Origin of the sequence: Erythrobacter litoralis (assembly GCF_001719165.1) — a bacterium.
In the GTDB taxonomy this organism is placed as follows: Bacteria; Pseudomonadota; Alphaproteobacteria; order Sphingomonadales; family Sphingomonadaceae; genus Erythrobacter; species Erythrobacter litoralis.
Genome location: NZ_CP017057.1, coordinates 2,537,801 through 2,558,727, shown reverse-complemented (window position 1 = coordinate 2,558,727; position 20,927 = coordinate 2,537,801). Strand labels below are relative to the sequence as shown.

Genomic DNA, 20,927 nt, shown 5'->3' with positions numbered 1-20,927 from the left:
GTCGTGGAATCGCAGCTTCACATCCCCTACCTGCGCGAGACGCTGGTCTTCCTCGTGGCAGCGGGATTGCTCGTGCCGGTCCTCCAGCGCTGGCTCAGCCCGGTGCTCGGCTATTTCCTTATCGGAGGCCTGATCGGCCCCTTTGGTCTCGGCCTGCTCGCCGATACGTGGGAGCCGGTCGGCTGGTTCGTCATCACCGACCAGGAGGGCGTCGCCGCGCTTGGCGAACTGGGCGTGATCTTCCTGTTGTTCGTTATCGGGCTGGAGCTTTCCTTCGAACGGCTGTGGTCGATGCGGCGGCTGGTCTTCGGGCTTGGCAGCTCGCAGATCCTCGTGACCGGCGCGGTGATCGCCGCCATCGCCTTCGCCTGGGGCAACAGCCTTGCAACCGCCATAATCCTGGGGGCCTGCCTTGCCCTGTCCTCCACCGCGATCGTTACCGCGATCCTGATCGAAGGAGGAAGGCTGGGGACGACAGCGGGCCGTGCAACGTTCTCTATCCTGCTGATGCAGGATCTCGCGGTTGTCCCGATCCTGTTCGCGGTGAGCGTGATGGGATCGCTCGCGATGGAAAATGCCGCGCTCGGCCTCGGCATGGCTCTGGGCGAGGCGGCGCTGACCATTGCGGTGATCTATGGCGTGGGCCGGTTCACGCTGCGCCCGCTGCTCCATCTCGTGGCGCAGACCCACAGCCGCGAGGCTTTCGTCGCGATCGGCCTGCTGCTCGCGGTCGGGACGGCGGCGGTGACGGGTTATGCCGGGCTGTCGATGGCGCTGGGCGCGTTCCTCGCGGGCCTCCTCATCGCGGAAACCGAGTTCCGCCACCAGGTCAAGGTCGATATCGAGCCTTTCAAGGGCCTGATGCTGGGCCTGTTCTTCCTTTCGGTGGGCATGGGGATCGACTGGCGGGTGGTGCTGGATCAGCCGCTCCTGATCCTTTCCGCTGCGCTCGGCCTGATCTTCCTCAAGGTGGCGATCAATTTCGCGCTGTGTCTCGCCTGGCGCCTGCCGCGCAACCGTGCCGGAGAGGTCGCGATCATGCTCGGCCAGGCGGGCGAGTTCGGCTTCCTCGTGATCGGGCTTTCGGTCACGGTCGGCCTCATAACTCCGGCGATCGCGCAATTCATGCTGATCGTCGTCGGGCTTACCATGCTGGCAACGCCGGGGCTCGACTGGCTGGCGCGCCGGGCGGGCGATTGGGTGGCCCCGGCCGAGCGGCTTTCCGAAGGTGAACTCGATTCGATCGACGACGAGATCGAGGGGCATATCATCGTTGCCGGTTTCGGCCGCGTGGGAGAGACCATAGCCTCCGTGCTCGATCGGCAGCATATCCGCTATCTCGCGATCGAGCGCGATCCGGGCCTTGCCCGCGCGGCCCAGAAGGCGGGCCGTCCGGTGCGCCTGGGCGATGCGGCGCGCGTCGACGTGCTGCGCGAATGCTCGCTCGACCGGGCCAGTGCGCTCGTCATCACGATCGGGGACGAGGAAGCGACCGAAGCGCTCGCACGCGAGATTCGTCGCCAGGCGCCCGCGCTTCCCATCTTCGCCCGCGCGCGCGACCAGGGCCATGCCGACCGGCTGATCGATCTCGGCGCGAGCTTCGCGGTGCCCGAGACGATCGAGGGCAGCCTGCGGCTCGCCGAAGTGCTGCTGCGCGATTTCGGGACCGACGAGGCGGTGATCCAGCGCCGCATCTCGCTGGAACGGCAGGGCGAGGACGCCTGAGACGCCAAAAAAGGAGGGGATCATGTACGAACGGGTGCTGGTGGCGGTCGACCTAGACGACACGTTGGGCAGCCGCATCCTGATGCGCCGCGCGGCGGAGATGGCGGGGGAGACCGGCGCGCGGCTCACTCTCGTCCATGTCCGCCCGGACCTGCCCCATTCCTATTCCAGAGCGCTGCCTGATGCGTGGGATCTCGAACAGCAGGAAGCGGCCGAGCGCGAACTCGAAGGACTCGCCGGCTCGCATGGCTGCGGCGCGAGCGTCGACGGCGTGTTCGCGCCCGCCGGCGGCATCGCGCGCGAGGTCAATGCCATCGCCGTAAAGCTCGACATCGACGCGATCCTGGTGGGCGCGCACCGGATGGATCTAGGCCGGATGGTGCTCGGCACGCAGACCACCGCGATCGCGCGCGATGCGCCGTGCGACGTGGTGGTGGTGCGGGCCGAGGAGCCGGGCGACTGACCCCAACGCAAAGGGCCGCCGCAGCGTCAGCTACGGCGGCCCCAGCGAACCGTCCTGCAAAAGGCGATCAGCCTTCCTTTTCGCCCGTCAGCGGCATCGCGCCAAACGCGCCGGCATTGACGGAGCCGGTCATCTGCTCGCCCTCGACCGTCGCTTCGCATTCGAGCGTCATCGGCATCGGGACGGTCATGTTCATCTTCCAGGTCAGCGTGTTGCCGTCGATCTTGCCTTCCTCGACGTCCATCTGGCCCATTCCGCCGGCCATCGTGCCGGTGAAAGTGTTGCCATCGTCACCGGGGACGACGGTGAAAGTGCCGGTCTGGTCGCCCATCGGGCTCTTGACGACGGTCTTGTAGGTACCTGCAACGGACATTCATGATCTCCTTGGCTTCGTCCGGGGCGCTCTCTCTTCGGCCTCGGCGGATTTTGCGTCGAACTGGCTGGCCCTCCCGGCCGCTCTGGCCCGGCCTCGCTGGCTCGCGCTTTTCCTTGCACGGAGCGCAGGCAGGTTCAACCGGAAACGGGCACAGAAAGGGGCGCGGAAGGTAGCCTTTTCGGTCCTCCCGCGCCCCGATCCCGCAAGCCGTAGCGTCAGCCGCCGGCGGCCTCGCTGCCTTCCATCGGGCGCACTTCGATCGGCAGGCCGAGCTGCTCGAGCTGCGGCTTCACCTTCGAAGCGTCGCCGACGACGACCCAGACGAAATCCTCGACGTCGATCGCGGCGCGCGCTGCGGCGTCGAGGCTTTCGGTGGTCTGCGCCTCGTATTTGCCGACCAGCCCTTCGTAGTAATCGTCAGGGCGACCATAGAGCGTCAGCGACTGCATCGCGCCCAGCACCGCGGGCGAGGTCTCGAACCGGCCCGGGAGCGCGCCGACTTCGGAGGCGACGTTGCGCGTCAGCTCTTCTGCGGTCACACCGCTGGTGGTCAGGAATTCGCTCGTCTCGCGGATCATCTCGGCGATCGAATCCCCGGTCCTGTCCGCCTGCACCCCGCCGCCCACGGCATAGACCACCGCGTTCTCGCGCGCCTGGGGTCCGCCGCGCACGCCGTAGCTCCAGCCCTTGGTCTCGCGCAGGTTCATGTTGAGCCGCGAGAGGAAGTTGCCGCCAAGTGAATTGTTGGCATTGGTGAAATCGACCCAGCTCTCGTCGCTCGCATCAAGATCGGTGCGTTGGGCGCCATAGATCACGCTCTGCGGCGAGTTCGGCCGGTCGATGAGGACGATACGATTGCCCTTAACCTCCGCGCTGGCGAGGCTTGAGAAATCCTTTTCGCCCTTGGGGACGCTCGGTGCGACCCAGTCTCCGAAAGCGGCGTTCAGCTCGCTAACGATCTCGCCCAGCGGGCGGTCCGAAACGACGAAGACCTCGCCATTGTCGGGGCGGATCCAGCGGTCCTTGAATGCGACGATGTCGTCGCGACCGATGCTCTCCACGCTCTCGATCGTGGTGACGCCGCCATAGGGCGTGTCGGTCCCGAACAGCTCGATCCCGATCGCGCGGCCGGCGAGGCCCTGCGGCGAACGCATCTGCGCGCGTATGCCCGTCACGGTCTGCGACTTGAGGCGATCAATGTCCTTCTCGTTGAAGGCGGGCTCGCGGATGATCTGGCTGAACAGTTCGAGCGAGGGCGCGAGATTGGCCGACAGCGCCGACAGGGTGAAGGTCGAACGGTCATCGCCTCCGCCGGTCGAGATGCTGACGCCCAGCCGTTCGCGCGTTTCGGCGATTTCCTGCGATGTCAGCTCTTCGGTGCCCTCGTCGAACAGGCCGATCGTGAGGTTTTCGAGGCCCCGCATCTCGGTGGGATCGGCGGCGCTCCCGGCATTGAAGCTCATCGTGACATAGGTCGCGGGCACGGCGTCGCGCTGGGCATAGGTCAGCTGCATCCCGTTCGCCAGCGTGGTCCGCTGGAGATCGGGGAAGTCGAGCGTCGCGATCGTATCGATCGGCGGAGCAGGGCGTTCCTTGGAGACGGTGATCTGCTCGGCCGAGCGATCCCGTTCGGAGGCATTCTCGTCTTCTTCCGCGACGCTTGCGGCTTCCTCGTATTCCTCCTCACGCTCGCCCGGTTCGAGCACCAGCGTGAAGGCAGGCCGCGTCATCCACTTCTCCATCGCCGCCTTGACGTCCTCGGGCGTCAGCGTGGCGAGCGTCTCGAACTGCCTGGCGTAGAAATCGGGCGTGCCGGCAAGCACTTCGCCGCGCGCCAGCGTCACCGCCTTGCCTCCGAAACCGCCGACCTGTTCGAGCCCGCGGATCGTGCCCGCAAGCTCGCTCGTCGCCGCGCGCCGCACCTCGTCCTCGGTCGGGCCGGTCTCGATGTACCAGTCGATCAGCTGCTTGAGCCGCGCTTCGAGCTGGGCGAGCGGGACGCCGTCCTTCAACGTCGCGCTGACATTGAGAATGCCGACGCGCTGGAAATCGTAATTGCCCGCCGAAACGCCGACCGCGAGCTGTTCGTCCCGCACGAGGATTTCATCGAGCCGGCTGGAGGCGAGCCCGCCGAGAATGCGCGTGCCGACATTGAGCGCGGTCAGCTCCTCGCTGGTGATGCCGGGCGCGGGCCAGTAGAGGTCGACCGAAGTCGCCGCGACCTGGTCCTTCATCACCTTGCGCACATCTTCGGAAAGCGTCGGGATGTCGGCTGCGGCGGGCGTGTTGACCGGCCCGCGGTCGATGTCGCCGAACCATTTCTCGACCAGCGGGCGCGCCTCTTCGGCCGAAACGTCCCCGGCGAGCACGAGGGTTGCGTTGTTCGGGCCGTAATTGTCGATGAACCAGCTGCGCACATCCTCCATCGAGGCCGCGTCGAGATCGGCCATCGAGCCGATCACCGAGTGCTGATAGGGGTGGCCGTCGGGAAACAGCGTCTCGAGGATCTCGTAGAAGACGAGCCCGCCCGGCTGGTTGTCGCCTTGGCGCTTTTCGTTCTGGACGACGCCGCGCTGGTTATCGAGCTTTTCCTGCGTGACCGCGCCGAGCAGGTAGCCCATCCGGTCGCTTTCGAGCCACAGCGCGCGTTCAAGCGCGGGACGCGGCACGGTCTGGAAGTAGTTCGTGCGGTCGAAATTGGTCGTGCCGTTGTAATCGGTCGCGCCCATTTCCTGAAGGTACTGGAAATAGTCGTTGGGCGCGTTTTCCGAGCCGTTGAACATGAGGTGTTCGAACAGGTGGGCGAAGCCGGTCTTGCCCTCGGGCTCGTCCTTGGAGCCGACATTGTACCACACCGCGACGCCGACGATCGGGGCCTTGCGGTCCTCGTGGACGATGACGGTGAGGCCGTTTTCGAGCTGGAATCTCTCATAGGGAATGGCGACCTGCTCGACGAGGTTCTCAAGATCGGCGCCCGCTTCGATTTGCGGGGCATCGATGGCCGGCGCATCCTGCGCGAATACGGGCGTAGCGGGCACGTTGGCGGCAAGCGCCAGCGCTGCGCCGAGCGCAAGCGGGCTGGCCGTGAAAAGGCGAAGTTTCATCGATGTAAGCTCTCCGAAAGGCATGTCTGTGGATGCTCGCACCCTACAGCCGCGCCGGGCGCGTTCAAGCGGTGCTCCGCCGCGTTCGACGGAGCGCCCGCTTCAATCGACCAACGCCAAATCGCGTGAGGTGCGCGGCGCGATCAGGACGCGTTGGTCACTGTCTTTCGGCTTTTCGCGTTGGCCAGCACGTCTTCGCGCCAGAAATGGACCGGCTTCAGCTCCTTCGCCGCGTAGAGTTCCATCTGGTCGTTGTAATGCGGGCTGTCGGGGCGTGTCGTGGCCGAACCGAACGGCTGGATCGAGCGCGAGCGGACCTTTCCGCCATCGGCCGGCCATTCGGCCCACTGGATGAAGCTGTCGCCATGAACGAGGCTCAGCCGACCGTCCTCGTCGACGTCCCACGTGGTGGAGGCGCGCAGCGTGTCCGAGCCGCCGTCCAGGCCGAGGTCCTTGTCGCCCTGGCGCAGGCGCAGGAGCTCGCTCATCGGCGGGTCGATCCGGCCGAAATGCTCCCTGAGGTGGGCGACGTGCTTGGCCAGTTCCTCACGGACGTCGGGCCATTCGGCCTTGTTCTGGTATTCGGCCGACATCCAGTCGCGGATCATCAGCAGCGCGAGCGCATCCGCGCGGCCCTCATTGTCGGCGGTGAAATCCCAGCCGAGCAGGAGGTCGCGCGCCTCCCGGATTTCCGGGGCCAGTTCGTCCTCTGCCTCGAGGTTCTCGAGCGCGTCCCACAGCACCGCGACGTAGTTCTCGCGCTCATAGGCCATGTCGTACTTGATCCGCTCGAGCGTCTCACGGTCCAGCACCTGCGCCTCGGACAGCAATCGGTAGGCACGGCGCGAACGGTTGGTCTGCTTGCGCTCGATCCCCAGCACGGGCGAGAACGCATCGGGATCGAGATCGCTGCCTTCGCCCGCAGCGGTGAAGGGTTCGTTGTTCGCGTTGTAGATCCAGCCGGAGGCCGGGTTCACCAGTTTCGGGATCTCGGCATAATCGACCGCGCCTTCCCAGATCAGGTCGGAGCGGTCTCCCGGCAGCACTCCGCGCCAGTTCGCGCCCGTATCCTCGGGCCGATCGGGGATCGCGGCGTTGTAGACATAGGCGATGTTGCCTTCACGGTCGGCATAGATGAAATTGGTCGACGGAATCGCCATTCGGGAAAGCTGCTCTTCCCATTCGGCAAGGCTGGTCGCCTTGTTGAGACGGTAATAGGCATCGAGCTGGTCGATCCGGTCCATCCCGCCATAGCGGATCGCGAAACCTTCCTGTGCGCCGTCCTCGCCTTCGCGCAGGATGACGGGACCGTGGACGCTGCGATGGACCGCGCGCCGGATAGGCAGGACGACAGGCCCCATGCGCACCGGCAGGGTCACCCATTCGGTTTCGAGTTCGCGCCATTCGCCGTCGAGCCGATACTGGCTCGCGTCCTCGTTCAGTTCCAGCTCATAGACATCGACCATGTCGGGCCGGTTGACCGTGTTGGTCCAGCCGAGATGCTCGTTGTGGCCGAGGAAGGGAAAGGGCGAGCCGGGGAAATTCGCGCCGGTGAAGTGCCAGCCTTCCTCGCTTTCGACGCTGAATTCGTACCACGCGACCCCGCCGCGCAGGGGCTGGTGTGAATTGGAGATCAGCGTGGTCGGCCCGCCCGATTTCTCCGGCGCGACCGCGAAGGCGTTGGATCCGAGCAGTCCCGCTTCTTCGCCCAGCGGCAGGACGAGGCGGCTGGCATGTGCGACTTCTTCGGGTTGTTCCGAGGCGCCGTTTTCGCTTTCCGGCATGGGGGGCGAGATTTCGCGCGGGAAGCCGGGAATGTCCGGCCCGAATTCGCGCCGCAGCGGCTTGCCCGATACCAGCGGCTCGATCACGTTGCCGAGCCCGAAGAAGAACGGCTGGCGCAGTGCGAAACCGGCGGCCACGTCCTCGCCATCGACCGGGAAGAGATTGCCGAGCTTGACCTCATCCGCGTTCTCGGCGGCGAATTGGTTGAGCCCGCTCGCATAGGCTTCGAACAGGGCGCGGGTGTCCTCGGGCAGGTCGGGATAATGCCGCTCGGCCGTGCCGCGCGCATTGAGCAGGTGGTAGATGTAATCGAACTGCGCGCCTTGTTCGCCCGCGATCGCGCCATAGCGGCCCTTGGCCATGGCGACGACGTCCTGCAGGGTGGAGAAATCGTCCTCGGCATGGGCGATCGCGACGCCATAGGCGACGTCGGCATCGCTCTTTCCGTAGATATGCGGCACGCCGTATCCGTCGCGGACGATTTCGGCGGTGTAGGTGCGCGTCGGAGGCGGTGTCGTCTCGCGGGCGAAGAACGGTTCCCAAGTCGCCAGCACGACAAAGGCGAGGACGGACAACACGGCGAGCGTAAGCCCGCCTCTTTTCAGCCACTTCATGGACGGTCCCTGAGCTTCGTGATCGCTTGGCATGCGTCATTGCGGGTGTGCGTCCGGCGGGTCAAGGGGCGCTGCGGCAGGATGGAAGGACGGATCGGCAACTTGGGAGGCGCGCCTGGGGGTCTTGCCGAGCGCGCCGGGCGAACCCACCTACTGAACTAACACACCGGGCGCGCCCGCCTTGGGATCGGCGGGGGCGCGAAAACCGGGAGGACGGTACTTGTGTTGCAGAAATGCAACACTATTTGGGAAGGGTAAGCCGATTATCCGATGAGGGGTCTTTCATGAATCTCGAAAAGTTCACCGATCGCGCCAAGGGTTTCCTCCAGAGCGCGCTCACCATCGCCATCCGCATGAACCACCAGCGGATCTCGCCCGTTCACATCCTCAAGGCCCTGCTGGAAGACGAGGAGGGCATGGCCTCGGGCCTCCTGCAGCGCGCCGGGGGTCAGCCCGCGCTAGCCGTGAGCGCGGTCGATGTCGCGCTCGCCAGGGTCCCGGTCGTGACCGGCGGCGGGGCGCAAGCGCAGCCGGGCCTCGACAACGACGCCGTGCGCGTGCTCGACCAGGCCGAACAGCTCGCCGACAAGGCGGGCGACAGCTACGTGACCGTCGAACGCCTGCTCACCGCGCTCGCTCTCGCCCCGGGCGAGGCGGGCGAGGCGATCAAGTCCGCCAGCGTCACGCCGCAATCGCTCAATGCCGCGATCGAGGACCTGCGCGGCGGGCGCAAGGCCGACAGCGCGAGCGCGGAAAACGCTTATGACGCGATGGAAAAATTCGCCCGCGACCTCACCCAGGCCGCGCGCGATGGCAAGCTCGATCCCGTGATCGGCCGCGACGAGGAAATCCGCCGCACGGTCCAGATCCTCGCCCGGCGCACCAAGAACAACCCCGCCCTGATCGGCGAACCCGGCACCGGCAAGACCGCGATCGCCGAAGGGCTGGCGCTGCGAATCGCCAATGGCGACGTGCCCGACAGCCTCAAGGGCCGCACGCTGATGGCATTGGACATGGGCGCTCTGATCGCGGGCGCGAAATATCGCGGCGAATTCGAGGAGCGGCTCAAGTCCGTTCTCGACGAGGTCAAGAACGCCGACGGGCAGATCATCCTGTTCATCGACGAGATGCACACGCTGATCGGGGCAGGCGCGAGCGAGGGTTCGATGGATGCGTCCAACCTGCTGAAGCCCGCTTTGTCACGCGGCGAACTGCACTGCATCGGCGCGACCACGCTCGATGAATACCAGAAATATGTCGAGAAGGACCCAGCGCTGCAGCGGCGTTTCCAGCCGGTCTTCATCGAGGAGCCGAGCGTCGAGGACACGATCTCGATCCTCCGCGGCATCAAGGACAAGTACGAACTGCACCACGGCGTGCGCATCACCGATGCGAGCATCGTCGCTGCCGCGCGCCTGTCCGACCGCTATATCTCGAACCGTTTCCTGCCCGACAAGGCGATCGACCTGATGGACGAGGCCGCGAGCCGCATCCGGATGGAAGTTGAATCCAAGCCCGAGGAGATCGAAACGCTCGACCGGCGGATCATCCAGCTCAAGATCGAGGAATCCGCGCTCGCCAAAGAGGACGACGACGCCTCAAAGGATCGCCTGAAGGCGCTGCGCGAAGAACTCGCCAATCTCGAACAGGAGAGCAGCGAACTCACCACCCGCTGGCAGAACGAGCGCGACAAGATCGAGGCCGAAGGCAAGATCAAGGAACAGCTCGACCATGCGCGGCTCGAACTCGAACAGGCCCAGCGCGAGGGCGACCTCGCGCGTGCCGGGGAGCTGTCCTACGGGCGCATCCCCGAACTCGAGAAGAAGCTCGAGGAAGCCGAGGCGATGAGCGAGAACGCGCTGCTGCGCGAGGAGGTGACCGAAGAGGACATCGCCGCCGTGGTCAGCCGCTGGACCGGCATCCCGATCGACAAGATGCTCGAAGGCGAGCGCGACAAGCTGCTCCAGATGGAGAGCATCATCGGCAAAAGGGTGATCGGCCAGCAACAGGCGGTCATGGCGGTGTCGAAAGCGGTGCGCCGCGCGCGCGCCGGATTGCAGGACCCGAACCGGCCGCTCGGCAGCTTCCTGTTCCTCGGCCCCACCGGGGTCGGCAAAACCGAACTGACCAAGGCGCTCGCCGAATTCCTGTTCGACGACGACCAGGCGATGGTCCGCATCGACATGAGCGAATTCATGGAGAAGCACGCGGTCGCCCGCCTGATCGGCGCGCCTCCGGGCTATGTCGGGTACGAGGAAGGCGGCGTGCTGACCGAGGCCGTGCGGCGCAGGCCATACCAGGTCGTGCTGTTCGACGAGGTCGAGAAGGCGCATTCCGACGTATTCAACGTGCTCCTCCAGGTGCTCGACGACGGGCGGCTGACCGACGGGCAGGGCAGGGTGGTGGATTTTTCGAACACCCTCATCATCCTGACCTCCAATCTAGGCAGCCAGTACCTGTCCAATATGACCGACGATCAGAGCGTGGCCGATGTCGAGCCGCAGGTGATGGACGTGGTGCGCGGGCATTTCCGGCCTGAATTCCTCAACCGGCTGGACGAGATCATCCTGTTCCACCGGCTCGGCCAGGAGGACATGGCGCCGATCGTCGCGATCCAGGTGGGCCGGGTGCAGAAGCTGCTCGCCGACCGCAAGATTACCTTGGACCTCACCGATGCGGCGCTCCGCTGGCTCGGGCGGGTCGGCTACGATCCGGTCTATGGCGCGCGGCCGCTCAAGCGGGCGGTGCAAAGATATCTCCAGGACCCGCTCGCCGAAATGCTTCTCGAAGGCGAGGTGACCGATGGCATGGCGCTCAGAATCGACGAGGGCGACGGCGCTCTGGTGATGACGCCCGAAAGTTCGTGAGCGGGGAGCGGGCGGGGAGCGATTCCCGCCCGCGGCTACCGATCAGGAAACATGACCCTTTTGCGAAACTAGCAATTTGTGTCGCGCAAGGGGCATTTCCTGTAGCGAAAGAAAAGCGACAGTGACATTTGCTTGCTTGCTATTTCCGTGAATGTGGGATTAACGCAACACAGGCGTTAAAAGTGCTGCCGTGCTTGCGGACAATGATGACAACCATGTTTCGCTATTGCAGAAATTCTCCATCGCAGGGGCTGTTCGACCGTCGACGGGGAGAGTGCTGCTTGCCTTGTCCGGGGACATGAAAGGCGCGCAGGGCTGACTTGACGGGCGAAAGGCTCCGGTTGTCGCAACTGGAGTGATCATGAATACCTTTCACCGCAACACGCTGAAGGCGCTCGCCTTCTCCGCTTCCGCCATCGCCTTCACCACCGCCATGCCCGCCTTCGCGCAGGACGCCGAACCGGGTGAGGACTGCCTCCTCAACAACGTGCCCGGCGTCATCAATGCCGAGGGTGAATGCGTCGAGGTTCAGGAAGGGCCGACCGGCGCCACCGCCCAGCAGGCCGAACAGGTCGAGATCACGACCGGTGCCAGCGGCCAGCCGGACCAGGAGCGCGGCATCACCGTGACGGGTTCGCGCATCGTTCGCGACACTTACTCGTCCGTCTCGCCGCTTCAGGTCATCTCGACCGAGGCGCGTCAGGCGGTCGGTGCATTCGACCCAACCCAGATCCTTCAGCGCTCTGAAGCGGCTGCGGGTCTTCAGATCGACGCGACGTTCAACGGCTTCGTACTCGACAACGGTCCGGGTTCCGAAACCATCAACCTGCGCGGCCTCGATCCGAGCCGTACGCTGCTGCTCGTCAATGGCCGCCGGCTTGCGCCTTCGGGCGTGGAAGGCGCTCCCACCAGCCCTTCGACCAACCTCATCCCGGCTTCGCTTGTCGACCGGTTCGACCTTCTGCTCGACGGCGCGTCCTCGGTCTACGGTTCGGACGCGGTCGCGGGCGTGATCAACATCATCCTGCGCAAGGACTTCGACGGGCTCGAACTGTTCGCGGCCGGCGACCTGAACGAGCAGGGTGCGGGCAACGACGCGACCTTCAGCGCCTCGTGGGGGATGAACACCGACCGCGCCTTCTTCGGCATTGGCGCCGAATACCGCTATCGCGACGAAATCCGTTTCAACGACCGCGATTTCTTCAACGGTTGCGACACGCATTACGAAATCGACGCCGATGGTAACATCCGCACGCTCGACGTTCGCACTGCCGCGATCGTCGAGAACCGCACGCCGGGCGTGACCACTTCGGTCGACGAGTGCAAAATCACCAGCCAGGTCGGCCGTTTTGTCTCGCCCTTCCAGACCTACGGCAACCTTTTCAGCATCCCCGGCCTCGGTAACTCGGGCATTCCGGGATACGATGTGTTCTTCACGGGTGGCCAGGACATCGATTCCGATGGCGATGGCCTTCGCGACGTCGATTTCCAGCAGGTCAATCGCAACGGGACCAACCTCGACCAGATCTTCCTCAGCCAGCAGCATCTCTACAACGTGATGGCCTACGGGGAATACACCTTCCCGGGTGAAGCCAACATCACCCCCTATTTCGAGGCGAACTACACCCGCGCGGACATCTCGGCCGACAATACCGGCGCGCCGCAGCTTTTCCCGTATGTTCCGGCAAGCAACCCGTTCAACCCGTGCAACATCAACAACAACGATTGCGCCGGTGCGGAAGTCACCCTGCTCGGTCGTCCCGGTGGCAATGCAGGCTTCAGCCTGCCGGTCATCCCGGTGCTGTCGATCCTTGGTGACCGCAACAATCGCGATATCAGGCAGGAACAGTATCGCGGCGTGCTCGGCGTTCGCGGCGACCTGCCCTTCATCGGGTCGAGCTGGCAGTTTGACGTTTCAGGCGTCTATTCGCGCTCCGAGGGCCGTTCGAGCCTGCGCGGCATTCGCGAAGACAAGTTGGCGCTTGCGCTCGGGATCGACCCGACCGCCGATTTCGACGGCGACGGCATCGCTGACAACAACGGTGACGGCATCGCCGACGATTACGATGGCAACAACGCGTTCCCGCCGCTGACCGGCGGGGCATGCAACGTTGACGGTCTGAGCAACCCAGACCTTGCGCTGGGCGATCTTGCGCAGGGCTGTGTCCCGGTCAACCTGTTCGCGCCCGGGGCGCTCGGCCAGGTGATCGGGGATTTCGAGACCCAGGCGGAGCGGGATTACCTGTTCGGCGAACGCCTTTTCAACACGGTCTACGAACAGACCTTGCTCTCGGCGTTCGTCACCGGCGATCTGTTTGACCTGCCGGCCGGTCCGGTCGGGGTCGTGCTCGGGGCCGAATGGCGCGAGGACAAGATCGACTCCCAGCCGAACGGCGAGGCCGCGAACGGCCTGTTCGTCTCCTTCAGCGCCGACCAGGGCGCGGCCGGTTCCGCCTGGATCCGCGAACTGTTCGGCGAAGTCGACATTCCGCTCATGGCGGCCAAGCCGATGGTGGAGGAACTCAACCTCAACCTCTCGGGTCGTATCACCGACCAGGAGTTCTACGGCACGAACGGAACCTTCGCGATCAAGGCCGGATGGCGTCCGATCCCGCCGCTGCTTTTCAAGTTCAGCTACGGCACGTCTTTCCGCGCGCCGAACCTGCGAGAGAACTTCCTGCGCGGCCAGTCGGGCTTCAACACCTTCAACGACCCGTGCGCCGTTCCGGATGACGCCTACAACACCGAGACCGGCGAATACGTGCAGTCCGGCGACCAGCGCGACCCGCGTGTGCTCGAAAACTGCCGCCGCGAAGGCCGCGACCCGACCCGCGTCGGTCTCGACCCGAACAACCCGGACCTGCCGCCAAACCCGCTTACCGGTGTGGAGATCACGACTGGCGGCTCGCTCGACATCGATCCGGAAACCTCGCGCTCCATCGCGACCGGTTTCGCATTCGAGGAGACCTTCGGAGACGGCTTCGATTTCGCCTTCAACTTCAACTACTACGACATCAAGCTGAAGGGTTCGATTGTCGAGCCGGGCACGCAGTTCATCATCAATGACTGCTTCACCCGCCAGGAAGAGAACCGCAGCCCGTTCTGTGAGCGTATCACCGCTGGGCCGCTCGATTCGACCACCCGTGGCCGCATCACCGACGTGAACAGCGGTTTCATCAACCTCAACCAGGAAAGCGTTCGCGGCATCGACCTCAATGCGACCTTCGGCAAGGATTTCGTGATCGGGGGCGAGACGTTCGACTTCAATCTGATCATGCGTGCCAACCACCTGATCGAGCGGTCGAGCCTCTTCATCGGCGATGATGGCACGCCGACCTTCGATGAGGATGCGGGTGAGTTCTTCTTCCCGTCCTGGACCGGCACCGCGACGTTCTTCGTTGATTGGGAAGATCTCCGCCTGACCTGGGAGACCTTCTACATCGGCCGGGTCGAGCAGGAAGCCGGCGATATCGACCCGCTTTCGGACGCGTTCGGCTACGGACCCGACGGGCAGTTCACCGGCGTCTTCGCCGACACCTGTCTCGGCAGCGGTTCGCGCGATCCGGACGGCACGATCAACGGCAATGTCGCCGGCGACGGTGTGTTCTGCCGCGACGTCGGCTTCGCCGAGGAGTATTTCGAACACGCCGTCTCGCTCCAGTATCGCGGTGACAACATGACGCTCACGGTCGGGATCACCAACCTGCTGGATCGCTCGCCGCCGCGGGTCGACTCGAATGAGGTGTTCTCGGTGGTCAACGTTCCGATCGGCAACGGCTACGACCTCGATGGGCGCGAGTTCTTCGCTACCGTCCGTTACGCCTTCTGATCGCGCGGGGACGCCCGATCAGACCATGAAAAGAGCGGCCTCTCGCCCTTGTCGAGAGGCCGCTTTTTTGGTTTAATCACCAATGTTCGAGCCGCGCGGACGGGAGGCTTCGCGGCAGGGCTCATCGAACCACCATCCGACGCATGGCACCCAAAGCTAATCTGGAAGACGAAACTCATGAAATTCCTCAAAGCCTCGCTCGCGGCTACCATGGCCGGCGTATCCGTCCTCGGCCTCTCGCTCGCCGCTCCCGCAGATACGCAGGCGCAGGGGCAGAATGCCGTTCCGATCGACGTTTGGGCGCTGCGCGACGTGGTCAACGCCGTGCAGGTCTCGCCTGATGGCAAGCATCTCCTCGTCCACAAGATCGAGAGCAAGGACGGGGAGTACCTGCTCGAGATCTACAAGACGGACAATCTGTCTGAACCCTATCGTCGCCTCAACGCCGACCCGATGGAGATCATCGCGGCAAGCTGGGTGAGCGACAACTTCATCTTCGGTACTGCCTGGCAGCAGCGCCGCAGCAAGGTGCAGCGCCCCGAACAGGACACGCGCGATTACCTGACATACGCCTACAATCTCGAAGAGAATGAGTTCAATACGGTCGACGAGAATCTGGAGATCATCGACATCCTGCCGAACGACCCGGAACACGTTCTCGTGGGCGAGGGCAATGCGGTGGCGACGCTCTCCGGGGTTGACCCGATCGCGGCGTTCCGCCCGCGCTCCTATTACAAGTTCAACCTCGAGAGGGGCACTAAATCGCTCATCATCAAAGGGAATACCGAATTTCCGGTTGTTCAGGCCTTCGATAATGAAGGCAATCCACGTTTTACCAGCACGTTCGATCGCGGCGAGGGCAAGCAGAAGACCTATTATCGCAAGCCTGGCGAGGGTTCCTGGACGCAGGTCAATGAATACGATCTGGAAGACCAGTCGAACCTCTATCGCATCCTTTCAGGCATTCACGGTATCCAGGGCTTCGATCCGGAAAACCCGAACATCGGCTACATCATCGAAACCCTTCCGGGTAACGACAAGGCAGGTCTCTACGAATTCGATTTTAACACCGGCAAGATCGGCAAGGAGCTGTTCAAGCCCGAGGATGCGGACGTGATGGGCATTCAGACCCATTCGATCCCCGGCAACGACAAGCTCGTCGCGGCGGTCTATCCGGGCGCGAAGATGGAGCGCCACTGGTTCGACGAGGACGAGAAGGCGTTCTACGAGGCGCTCGAACAGCAGATCCCCTATGCCCACCAGATCTCGATTTCGAGCCGATCGGTCGACGGCAAGACCATGATCGTGACCAATCGCGGGCCGCACGATCCGGGCTCCTACTGGCTGGTCAAGGACGGCCAGCTCGCAAAGCTCGGCAGCCGCAACCCGCTGGTCAACCAGGACATGCTCGCGGATGTGAAGTATATTCGCTACACGGCGCGCGACGGGCTCAGCATCCCGGCCTATGTCACCGTGCCCAAGGTCGGAAAGCCGCCCTTTCCGCTGATCGTGCAGCACAATGGCGGCCCGCACGTGAACGGGATGGTCTCCTATGACGAGATCGGCCAGTTCCTCGCCAGCCAAGGCTACATGGTGCTGCATCCGGAAAACCGTATTTCGGTCGGCTGGGGGCAGAAGCATTTCGATGCGGGCTATGGCGAACACGGCCTCGCCATGCAGGACGACAAGGATGATGGTGTCCTCTACCTGATCGAGCAGGGCCTGGTCGATCCGGACCGGGTCGCGTTCATGGGCTGGTCCTATGGCGGCTATGCCGCGCTCGTCGCCGCGAGCCGTGAGCCGCAGCTTTACCAGTGCACGGTAGCCGTCGCAGCAGTGGCCGATGCCGAGAAGCAATATCTCGGCCGGCGCGACTCCTCGCTGAAGGCGCTCGACGAATGGTCGAAGCGCCGCGGCACGATCGGGGTAAATCCGATCAACGAGGTCAACAAGGTCAACATCCCGCTGCTGATGGTCCACGGCGATGTCGATCGCCGCGTGATGTATTACCACTTCAAGGACTACAAGAAGGCCTTCGAGTACGCGGGCAAGCAGGGCCAGTTCGTCACGCTCGAGAAGGCGGATCACTTCTCCAACACGCTGATGTACAACCACCAGCAGCAGCTCTACACCAAGGTTGCGGACTACCTCGCCAACGATTGCGGTCCGGGCGGGCTCTGATCCGGCGCGAGATTAGCTGAGGGGGCTCGGTCGCGATGCGGCCGGGCCCCTTTGCTTTGCCGAATGCCGAGCCGCCGGGGAAGAGACGGGCCGGGAGGGCTGGGTGCGCGCTATTCGATGCGCTTGCCCTTGACCCCCATCTGCCCGTTGATGCGGATGAAGAAGGTGCCGAGCGAGGCTTTCTTGAGCTCGACCTCGTCGCCCGGTTCGATGTCGGCGAGCCGCGTGGGCACCTTGAAGATTTCCCAGCGCGCGCCTTCTGCGGTCGTGAACTCGGCCCTGCGGCGCGGGCGATAGCGCACACTGGTGATGGTCGTCGTCAGCGTTTCGGTCGCCTCGCTGTCCTTCTCGTCGCCCTTCAGGATGCCGACATCGGGCACCGAAAAGCCGAAAAGCTGGCGGCGCGTGCGGCGCACGTCCTCGCGGTCGACGAGCCGAACATCGCCTGCCTCGCTCGCGACGACGAGCGAGCCGACCCCGGCATCGAAGCAGGCGAGCCGCTCTGTGTCGTCCTGGATCCGCTGGCACGTCTTCAACTGGTCGAGAATGTCCGCCCGCACCACGGTGTCACCCGTGGGCGAAGTATCCTGCGATTTCAGGACCCCGCCCGATGCAAGGAGCGCGGCCGCCGCGAAGGCGCAGCCGGCGCGTGCCAGGCTGGGGCTCCACCTTTCGAATCGTTTCATGAAACACCCTTTCCGTTATCTGGTCTGCATACGCCCATAGTCGATCCGTGACTCGCCTGCACAGCGCAGGATAGTTTCGCCCGGTGCCGCATGTGGCACGCTTCGCCGAAGGATGTAGCGCTTTTGCCACAGGTTGGAGACAACCCGCGCGACACTGCGGCCCGACAATTGCTCTGGACAGCCACACTGTCATACATCCGCCACTTAGCGGGCATCGGCCCGTAGAGAGTTGCGTGCGCCATTTCGGTGCGCGTTATGATAGGGGACACATATCATGCGTTTTAATAAGGGTTCGCTCCTTGCGGGCACGATGATGGCCAGCGCCATGATCGCAACGCCGGCCATGGCCCAGGACACCGATGTCGATCCGGCGATCCAGTCGGGTGCCGACCAGAATGCCGATACCGACAATTTCATCACGGTCACTGGCTCGCGCATTCAACAGCGCAATGTCGAAACTGCTGCGCCGATCGCGGTGGTCGAGGCCGAGGAATTTAAGCTGACGGGTGCGGTCAACGTCGAAAACGTGATCAACGCCCTGCCGCAGGCGGTTCCGGGAACCACGGCATTCTCGAACAATCCGGGTAACGGTGCCGCCACGCTCAACCTGCGCGGTCTCGGTGCGACTCGTACCCTCGTCCTTGTCAATGGTCGCCGCTGGGTTTCCTTCGACACCAACCAGATCGTCGACCTCAACACGATCCCGCAGTTCCTGATCGAAAGCGTTGACACAGTCACTGGCGGTGCCTCCGCGGTCTACGGTTCGGATGCACTCGCTGGCGTCGTCAACTTCAATCTCAAGAAAGTCGAGGGCATTGAATTCGGCGGCCAGTACTCGCTTACTGAACGCGGTGACGGTGCGCGCTACCAGATGTACGGCGCGATCGGCACCAGCTTCGACGATGGTCGCGGTAACGCAACGGTCTATGCCGAATACTTCAACCGCGAATCCATCTTTCAGGGCGGTCGCGCCTTCTCCGCCTCTGCACTTGGCGGCGAAACTTTCGGCCTTCCGCTCCAGGCGTTCGGTTCTTCGACTCTTCCCACGGCGCGTTTCAACGCCCCGACCGAGATCGGGATCGTTCCCGACGCTGACTGCGATATCGCGGGCCAGTGCGCTCCGCTCGCGGACGGTCTCGTCATTGACGACGCCATTTTCGACACTCCGGGCGTTGGCCGTGCACGTGCGGGCGATACGTACAACTATGCTCCGGTCAACTACCTGCAGATTCCGCAGGAACGTTACCTGCTCGGCGGTTTTGCCGATTACGAGTTCACGGACGGCCACCGTGCGTACACAGAAGTGACCTTCGTCAACAACCGCGTAGCGCAGGAACTTGCGGCGACCCCGGTCACCGGCACGTTCAATGTCGACATCGCGACGGTTGCGCCTTTCCTCGACGCAGCTTCGCTGGCCGAGCTCAATCAGCTCGACGCCAATGAAGCCGCAGCGAGCGCTGCGCGCGTCGCGAACGGTCTGACCGCGCTGCCGGGTGCGGAACTCGGCGTCGTGCGAGCATCGCTCCAGCGCCGCGTGCTTGAAACCGGTGCACGCAACACGCTCGACGAGCGCAACGCCTTCCGAGTGCTCGCTGGGGTTCAGGGTGCGATCACCGACAACCTCAACTATGATATGTACTACTCGTACGCTCGTACCCGCAACGCCAACGTCCAGCAGGGCAACGTGTCGCGTTCGGCCTTCCAGGCCGGTCTTGATGGGACGGGGGATGTTGCGCTGAACATCTTCGGCCCCGGCACGTTGACGCCGGAAATGGTCGATTCGTTCAGCATCACCGCGCAAAACGGCGACGTCTCGACTGTCGAAGTGGCAGCGGGCTCGGTCTCCGGTTTCCTCGGCAATCTCGGTCTTGGCGGTAGTGATATCGGCTTTGCGGTCGGTGCGGAATATCGCCGGGTCACTGCAGAGTTTATCCCCGATACTGCGCTCGCTTCGGGCGACGTCATCGGATTCAACGCGGGCAGCCCGACCGAGGGTGCCTATGACGTGAAGGAAATCTTTGCTGAAATCGACGTGCCGATCTTCGAAACGGATGGCGGGGTCCGGCTCGACTTAAACGGCGCTGCCCGTTATTCGGACTACTCGCTAGACAACGTCGGCGGAGTGTGGACCTATGCCGGCGGCGTACAGTTCGTCCCGACCCCGGGCGTCCTGCTGCGCGGTCAGTATCAGCGCGCGGTTCGCGCGCCGAACGTGGCCGAGCTGTTCCAAGGCCAGGCGATCGGTTTCCCGGCTGCGACCGACCCGTGCGGCAGCGCGACCTTCATCGGCGACAATCCCGGCGCGGCGCAGACCTGCATCGACACCGGCGTTCCTGCCGGCAATGTCGGCAATGCCGGCGCGGTTCAGCTGAACGCGCAGATCCCTGCACTGTTCGGCGGCAACCCGAACCTCGGTGAAGAAACCTCGACCAGTTTTACCGGCGGTGTCGTTTTCCAGCCCAGCTTCGTGCCGGGCCTGACGATCACGGCGGATTACTTTAACATCGAGGTTGAAGACTTCATCACCATCGCGGGCGGCAGTCTCCAAGGCCTGCTCAACCTGTGCTATGGTGAGGTGCAGGACATCAACACTCCGGCGTGTCAACCCTTCGTCGGTATCCGCAACCTCGACGGTGCGATCACAGTCGACGCGCCCCCTCTGGTTTCGGGCGTGAACGCGGCGGAACTTACGGTTTCGGGCGTCGACCTTCAGGTCAACTACCGTGCCGACCTGCCGTTCTCGCTGCTGACCGATACCGGGAACTCGCGGTTCAACGTGAATTTCCTGGGCACTTGGACCGACCAGAACGACTTCACCCCGGTCGCCGGCCTCCCGCAGGTCGACCAGTGCGCCGGGGCGTTCGGTGGCAATTGCGGCCAGCCGATCCCGTCGTTCAAGTGGACGTCGCGTTTTACCTGGGTCGATGGCCCGCTGACCACCTCGGTTCGCTGGCGTCACCTTTCGGGCACGGATGACGCGCTCGACACGGTCGATTTCGCTGCTTTCAACGGCATCGAGCGGATTGGTGCGTACGACTTGATCGACCTCACGTTCTCGGTCGAGGCGACCGAGAACGTGACGATCTCGGCCGGTATCAACAACCTGTTCGACACCCTGCCGGGCACGCCGAACATCGATGCCAACGGTATCGTGACGAACCGTCCCAACAGCCTCCTGCTGGGCGACAACCAGGAGCAGGCCAACACCTTCCCGAGCGTCTTCGACGTCCTGGGTCGGGACTTCTTCATCTCCGCAGCGTTCTCGTTCTAAGCGACGACGCCCGCAAGAGCGGAACA

10 protein-coding genes are annotated in these 20,927 nt (G+C 64.0%); 6 read left to right on the top strand and 4 right to left on the bottom strand.

The window, feature by feature from the left end; all coding sequences use genetic code 11:
- The first annotated feature begins 3 nt into the window (after positions 1 to 3).
- Together Ga0102493_RS12210 and Ga0102493_RS12205 are read left to right on the top strand one after the other, a co-directional pair.
- Positions 4 to 1,725, top strand: coding sequence for a cation:proton antiporter domain-containing protein (locus tag Ga0102493_RS12210; RefSeq protein ID WP_034903379.1), 1,722 nt, complete (start codon positions 4 to 6; stop codon positions 1,723 to 1,725).
- Between the two features lie 22 nt (positions 1,726 to 1,747).
- Positions 1,748 to 2,188 (top strand): universal stress protein, encoded by a 441-nt coding sequence (locus Ga0102493_RS12205; RefSeq protein ID WP_034903382.1) that lies wholly within the window; start codon positions 1,748 to 1,750, stop codon positions 2,186 to 2,188.
- A gap of 67 nt (positions 2,189 to 2,255) precedes the next feature.
- Here the strand turns inward: Ga0102493_RS12205 and Ga0102493_RS12200 are convergent, their stop codons facing one another.
- The 3 genes from Ga0102493_RS12200 to Ga0102493_RS12190 form a co-directional block, all read right to left on the bottom strand.
- Positions 2,256 to 2,561 carry a hypothetical protein gene (locus Ga0102493_RS12200; RefSeq protein WP_034903385.1) on the bottom strand — a complete coding sequence of 102 codons (306 nt, stop codon included), beginning with the start codon at positions 2,559 to 2,561 and terminating at the stop codon, positions 2,256 to 2,258.
- Between the two features lie 218 nt (positions 2,562 to 2,779).
- On the bottom strand, positions 2,780 to 5,668 hold the full coding sequence (locus tag Ga0102493_RS12195; RefSeq protein ID WP_034903387.1) for a M16 family metallopeptidase: 2,889 nt from the start codon (positions 5,666 to 5,668) through the stop codon (positions 2,780 to 2,782).
- Between the two features lie 143 nt (positions 5,669 to 5,811).
- On the bottom strand, positions 5,812 to 8,067 hold the full coding sequence (locus Ga0102493_RS12190) for an acylase (protein WP_034903390.1): 2,256 nt from the start codon (positions 8,065 to 8,067) through the stop codon (positions 5,812 to 5,814).
- A 284-nt stretch (positions 8,068 to 8,351) separates the two neighbouring features.
- Between Ga0102493_RS12190 and clpB the strand changes: the two genes are divergently transcribed.
- The 3 genes from clpB (at position 8,352) to Ga0102493_RS12175 (ending at position 16,944) form a co-directional block, all read left to right on the top strand.
- Positions 8,352 to 10,934, top strand: coding sequence for an ATP-dependent chaperone ClpB (gene clpB / locus Ga0102493_RS12185; RefSeq protein WP_034903391.1), 2,583 nt, complete (start codon positions 8,352 to 8,354; stop codon positions 10,932 to 10,934).
- Between the two features lie 361 nt (positions 10,935 to 11,295).
- On the top strand, positions 11,296 to 14,763 hold the full coding sequence (locus tag Ga0102493_RS12180; RefSeq protein WP_034903713.1) for a TonB-dependent receptor domain-containing protein: 3,468 nt from the start codon (positions 11,296 to 11,298) through the stop codon (positions 14,761 to 14,763).
- A 177-nt stretch (positions 14,764 to 14,940) separates the two neighbouring features.
- Positions 14,941 to 16,944 carry an alpha/beta hydrolase family protein gene (locus tag Ga0102493_RS12175; protein ID WP_034903393.1) on the top strand — a complete coding sequence of 668 codons (2,004 nt, stop codon included), beginning with the start codon at positions 14,941 to 14,943 and terminating at the stop codon, positions 16,942 to 16,944.
- A 110-nt stretch (positions 16,945 to 17,054) separates the two neighbouring features.
- On the opposite strand, the gene Ga0102493_RS12170 is transcribed toward Ga0102493_RS12175, so the two are convergent.
- The gene (locus tag Ga0102493_RS12170; RefSeq protein WP_051697911.1) at positions 17,055 to 17,630 is read right to left on the bottom strand and encodes a hypothetical protein; all 576 of its coding nucleotides are present in this window, start codon (positions 17,628 to 17,630) and stop codon (positions 17,055 to 17,057) included.
- Between the two features lie 274 nt (positions 17,631 to 17,904).
- Between Ga0102493_RS12170 and Ga0102493_RS12165 the strand changes: the two genes are divergently transcribed.
- The gene (locus tag Ga0102493_RS12165) at positions 17,905 to 20,901 is read left to right on the top strand and encodes a TonB-dependent receptor domain-containing protein (RefSeq protein WP_034903394.1); all 2,997 of its coding nucleotides are present in this window, start codon (positions 17,905 to 17,907) and stop codon (positions 20,899 to 20,901) included.
- The last annotated feature ends 26 nt before the right edge of the window (positions 20,902 to 20,927 follow it).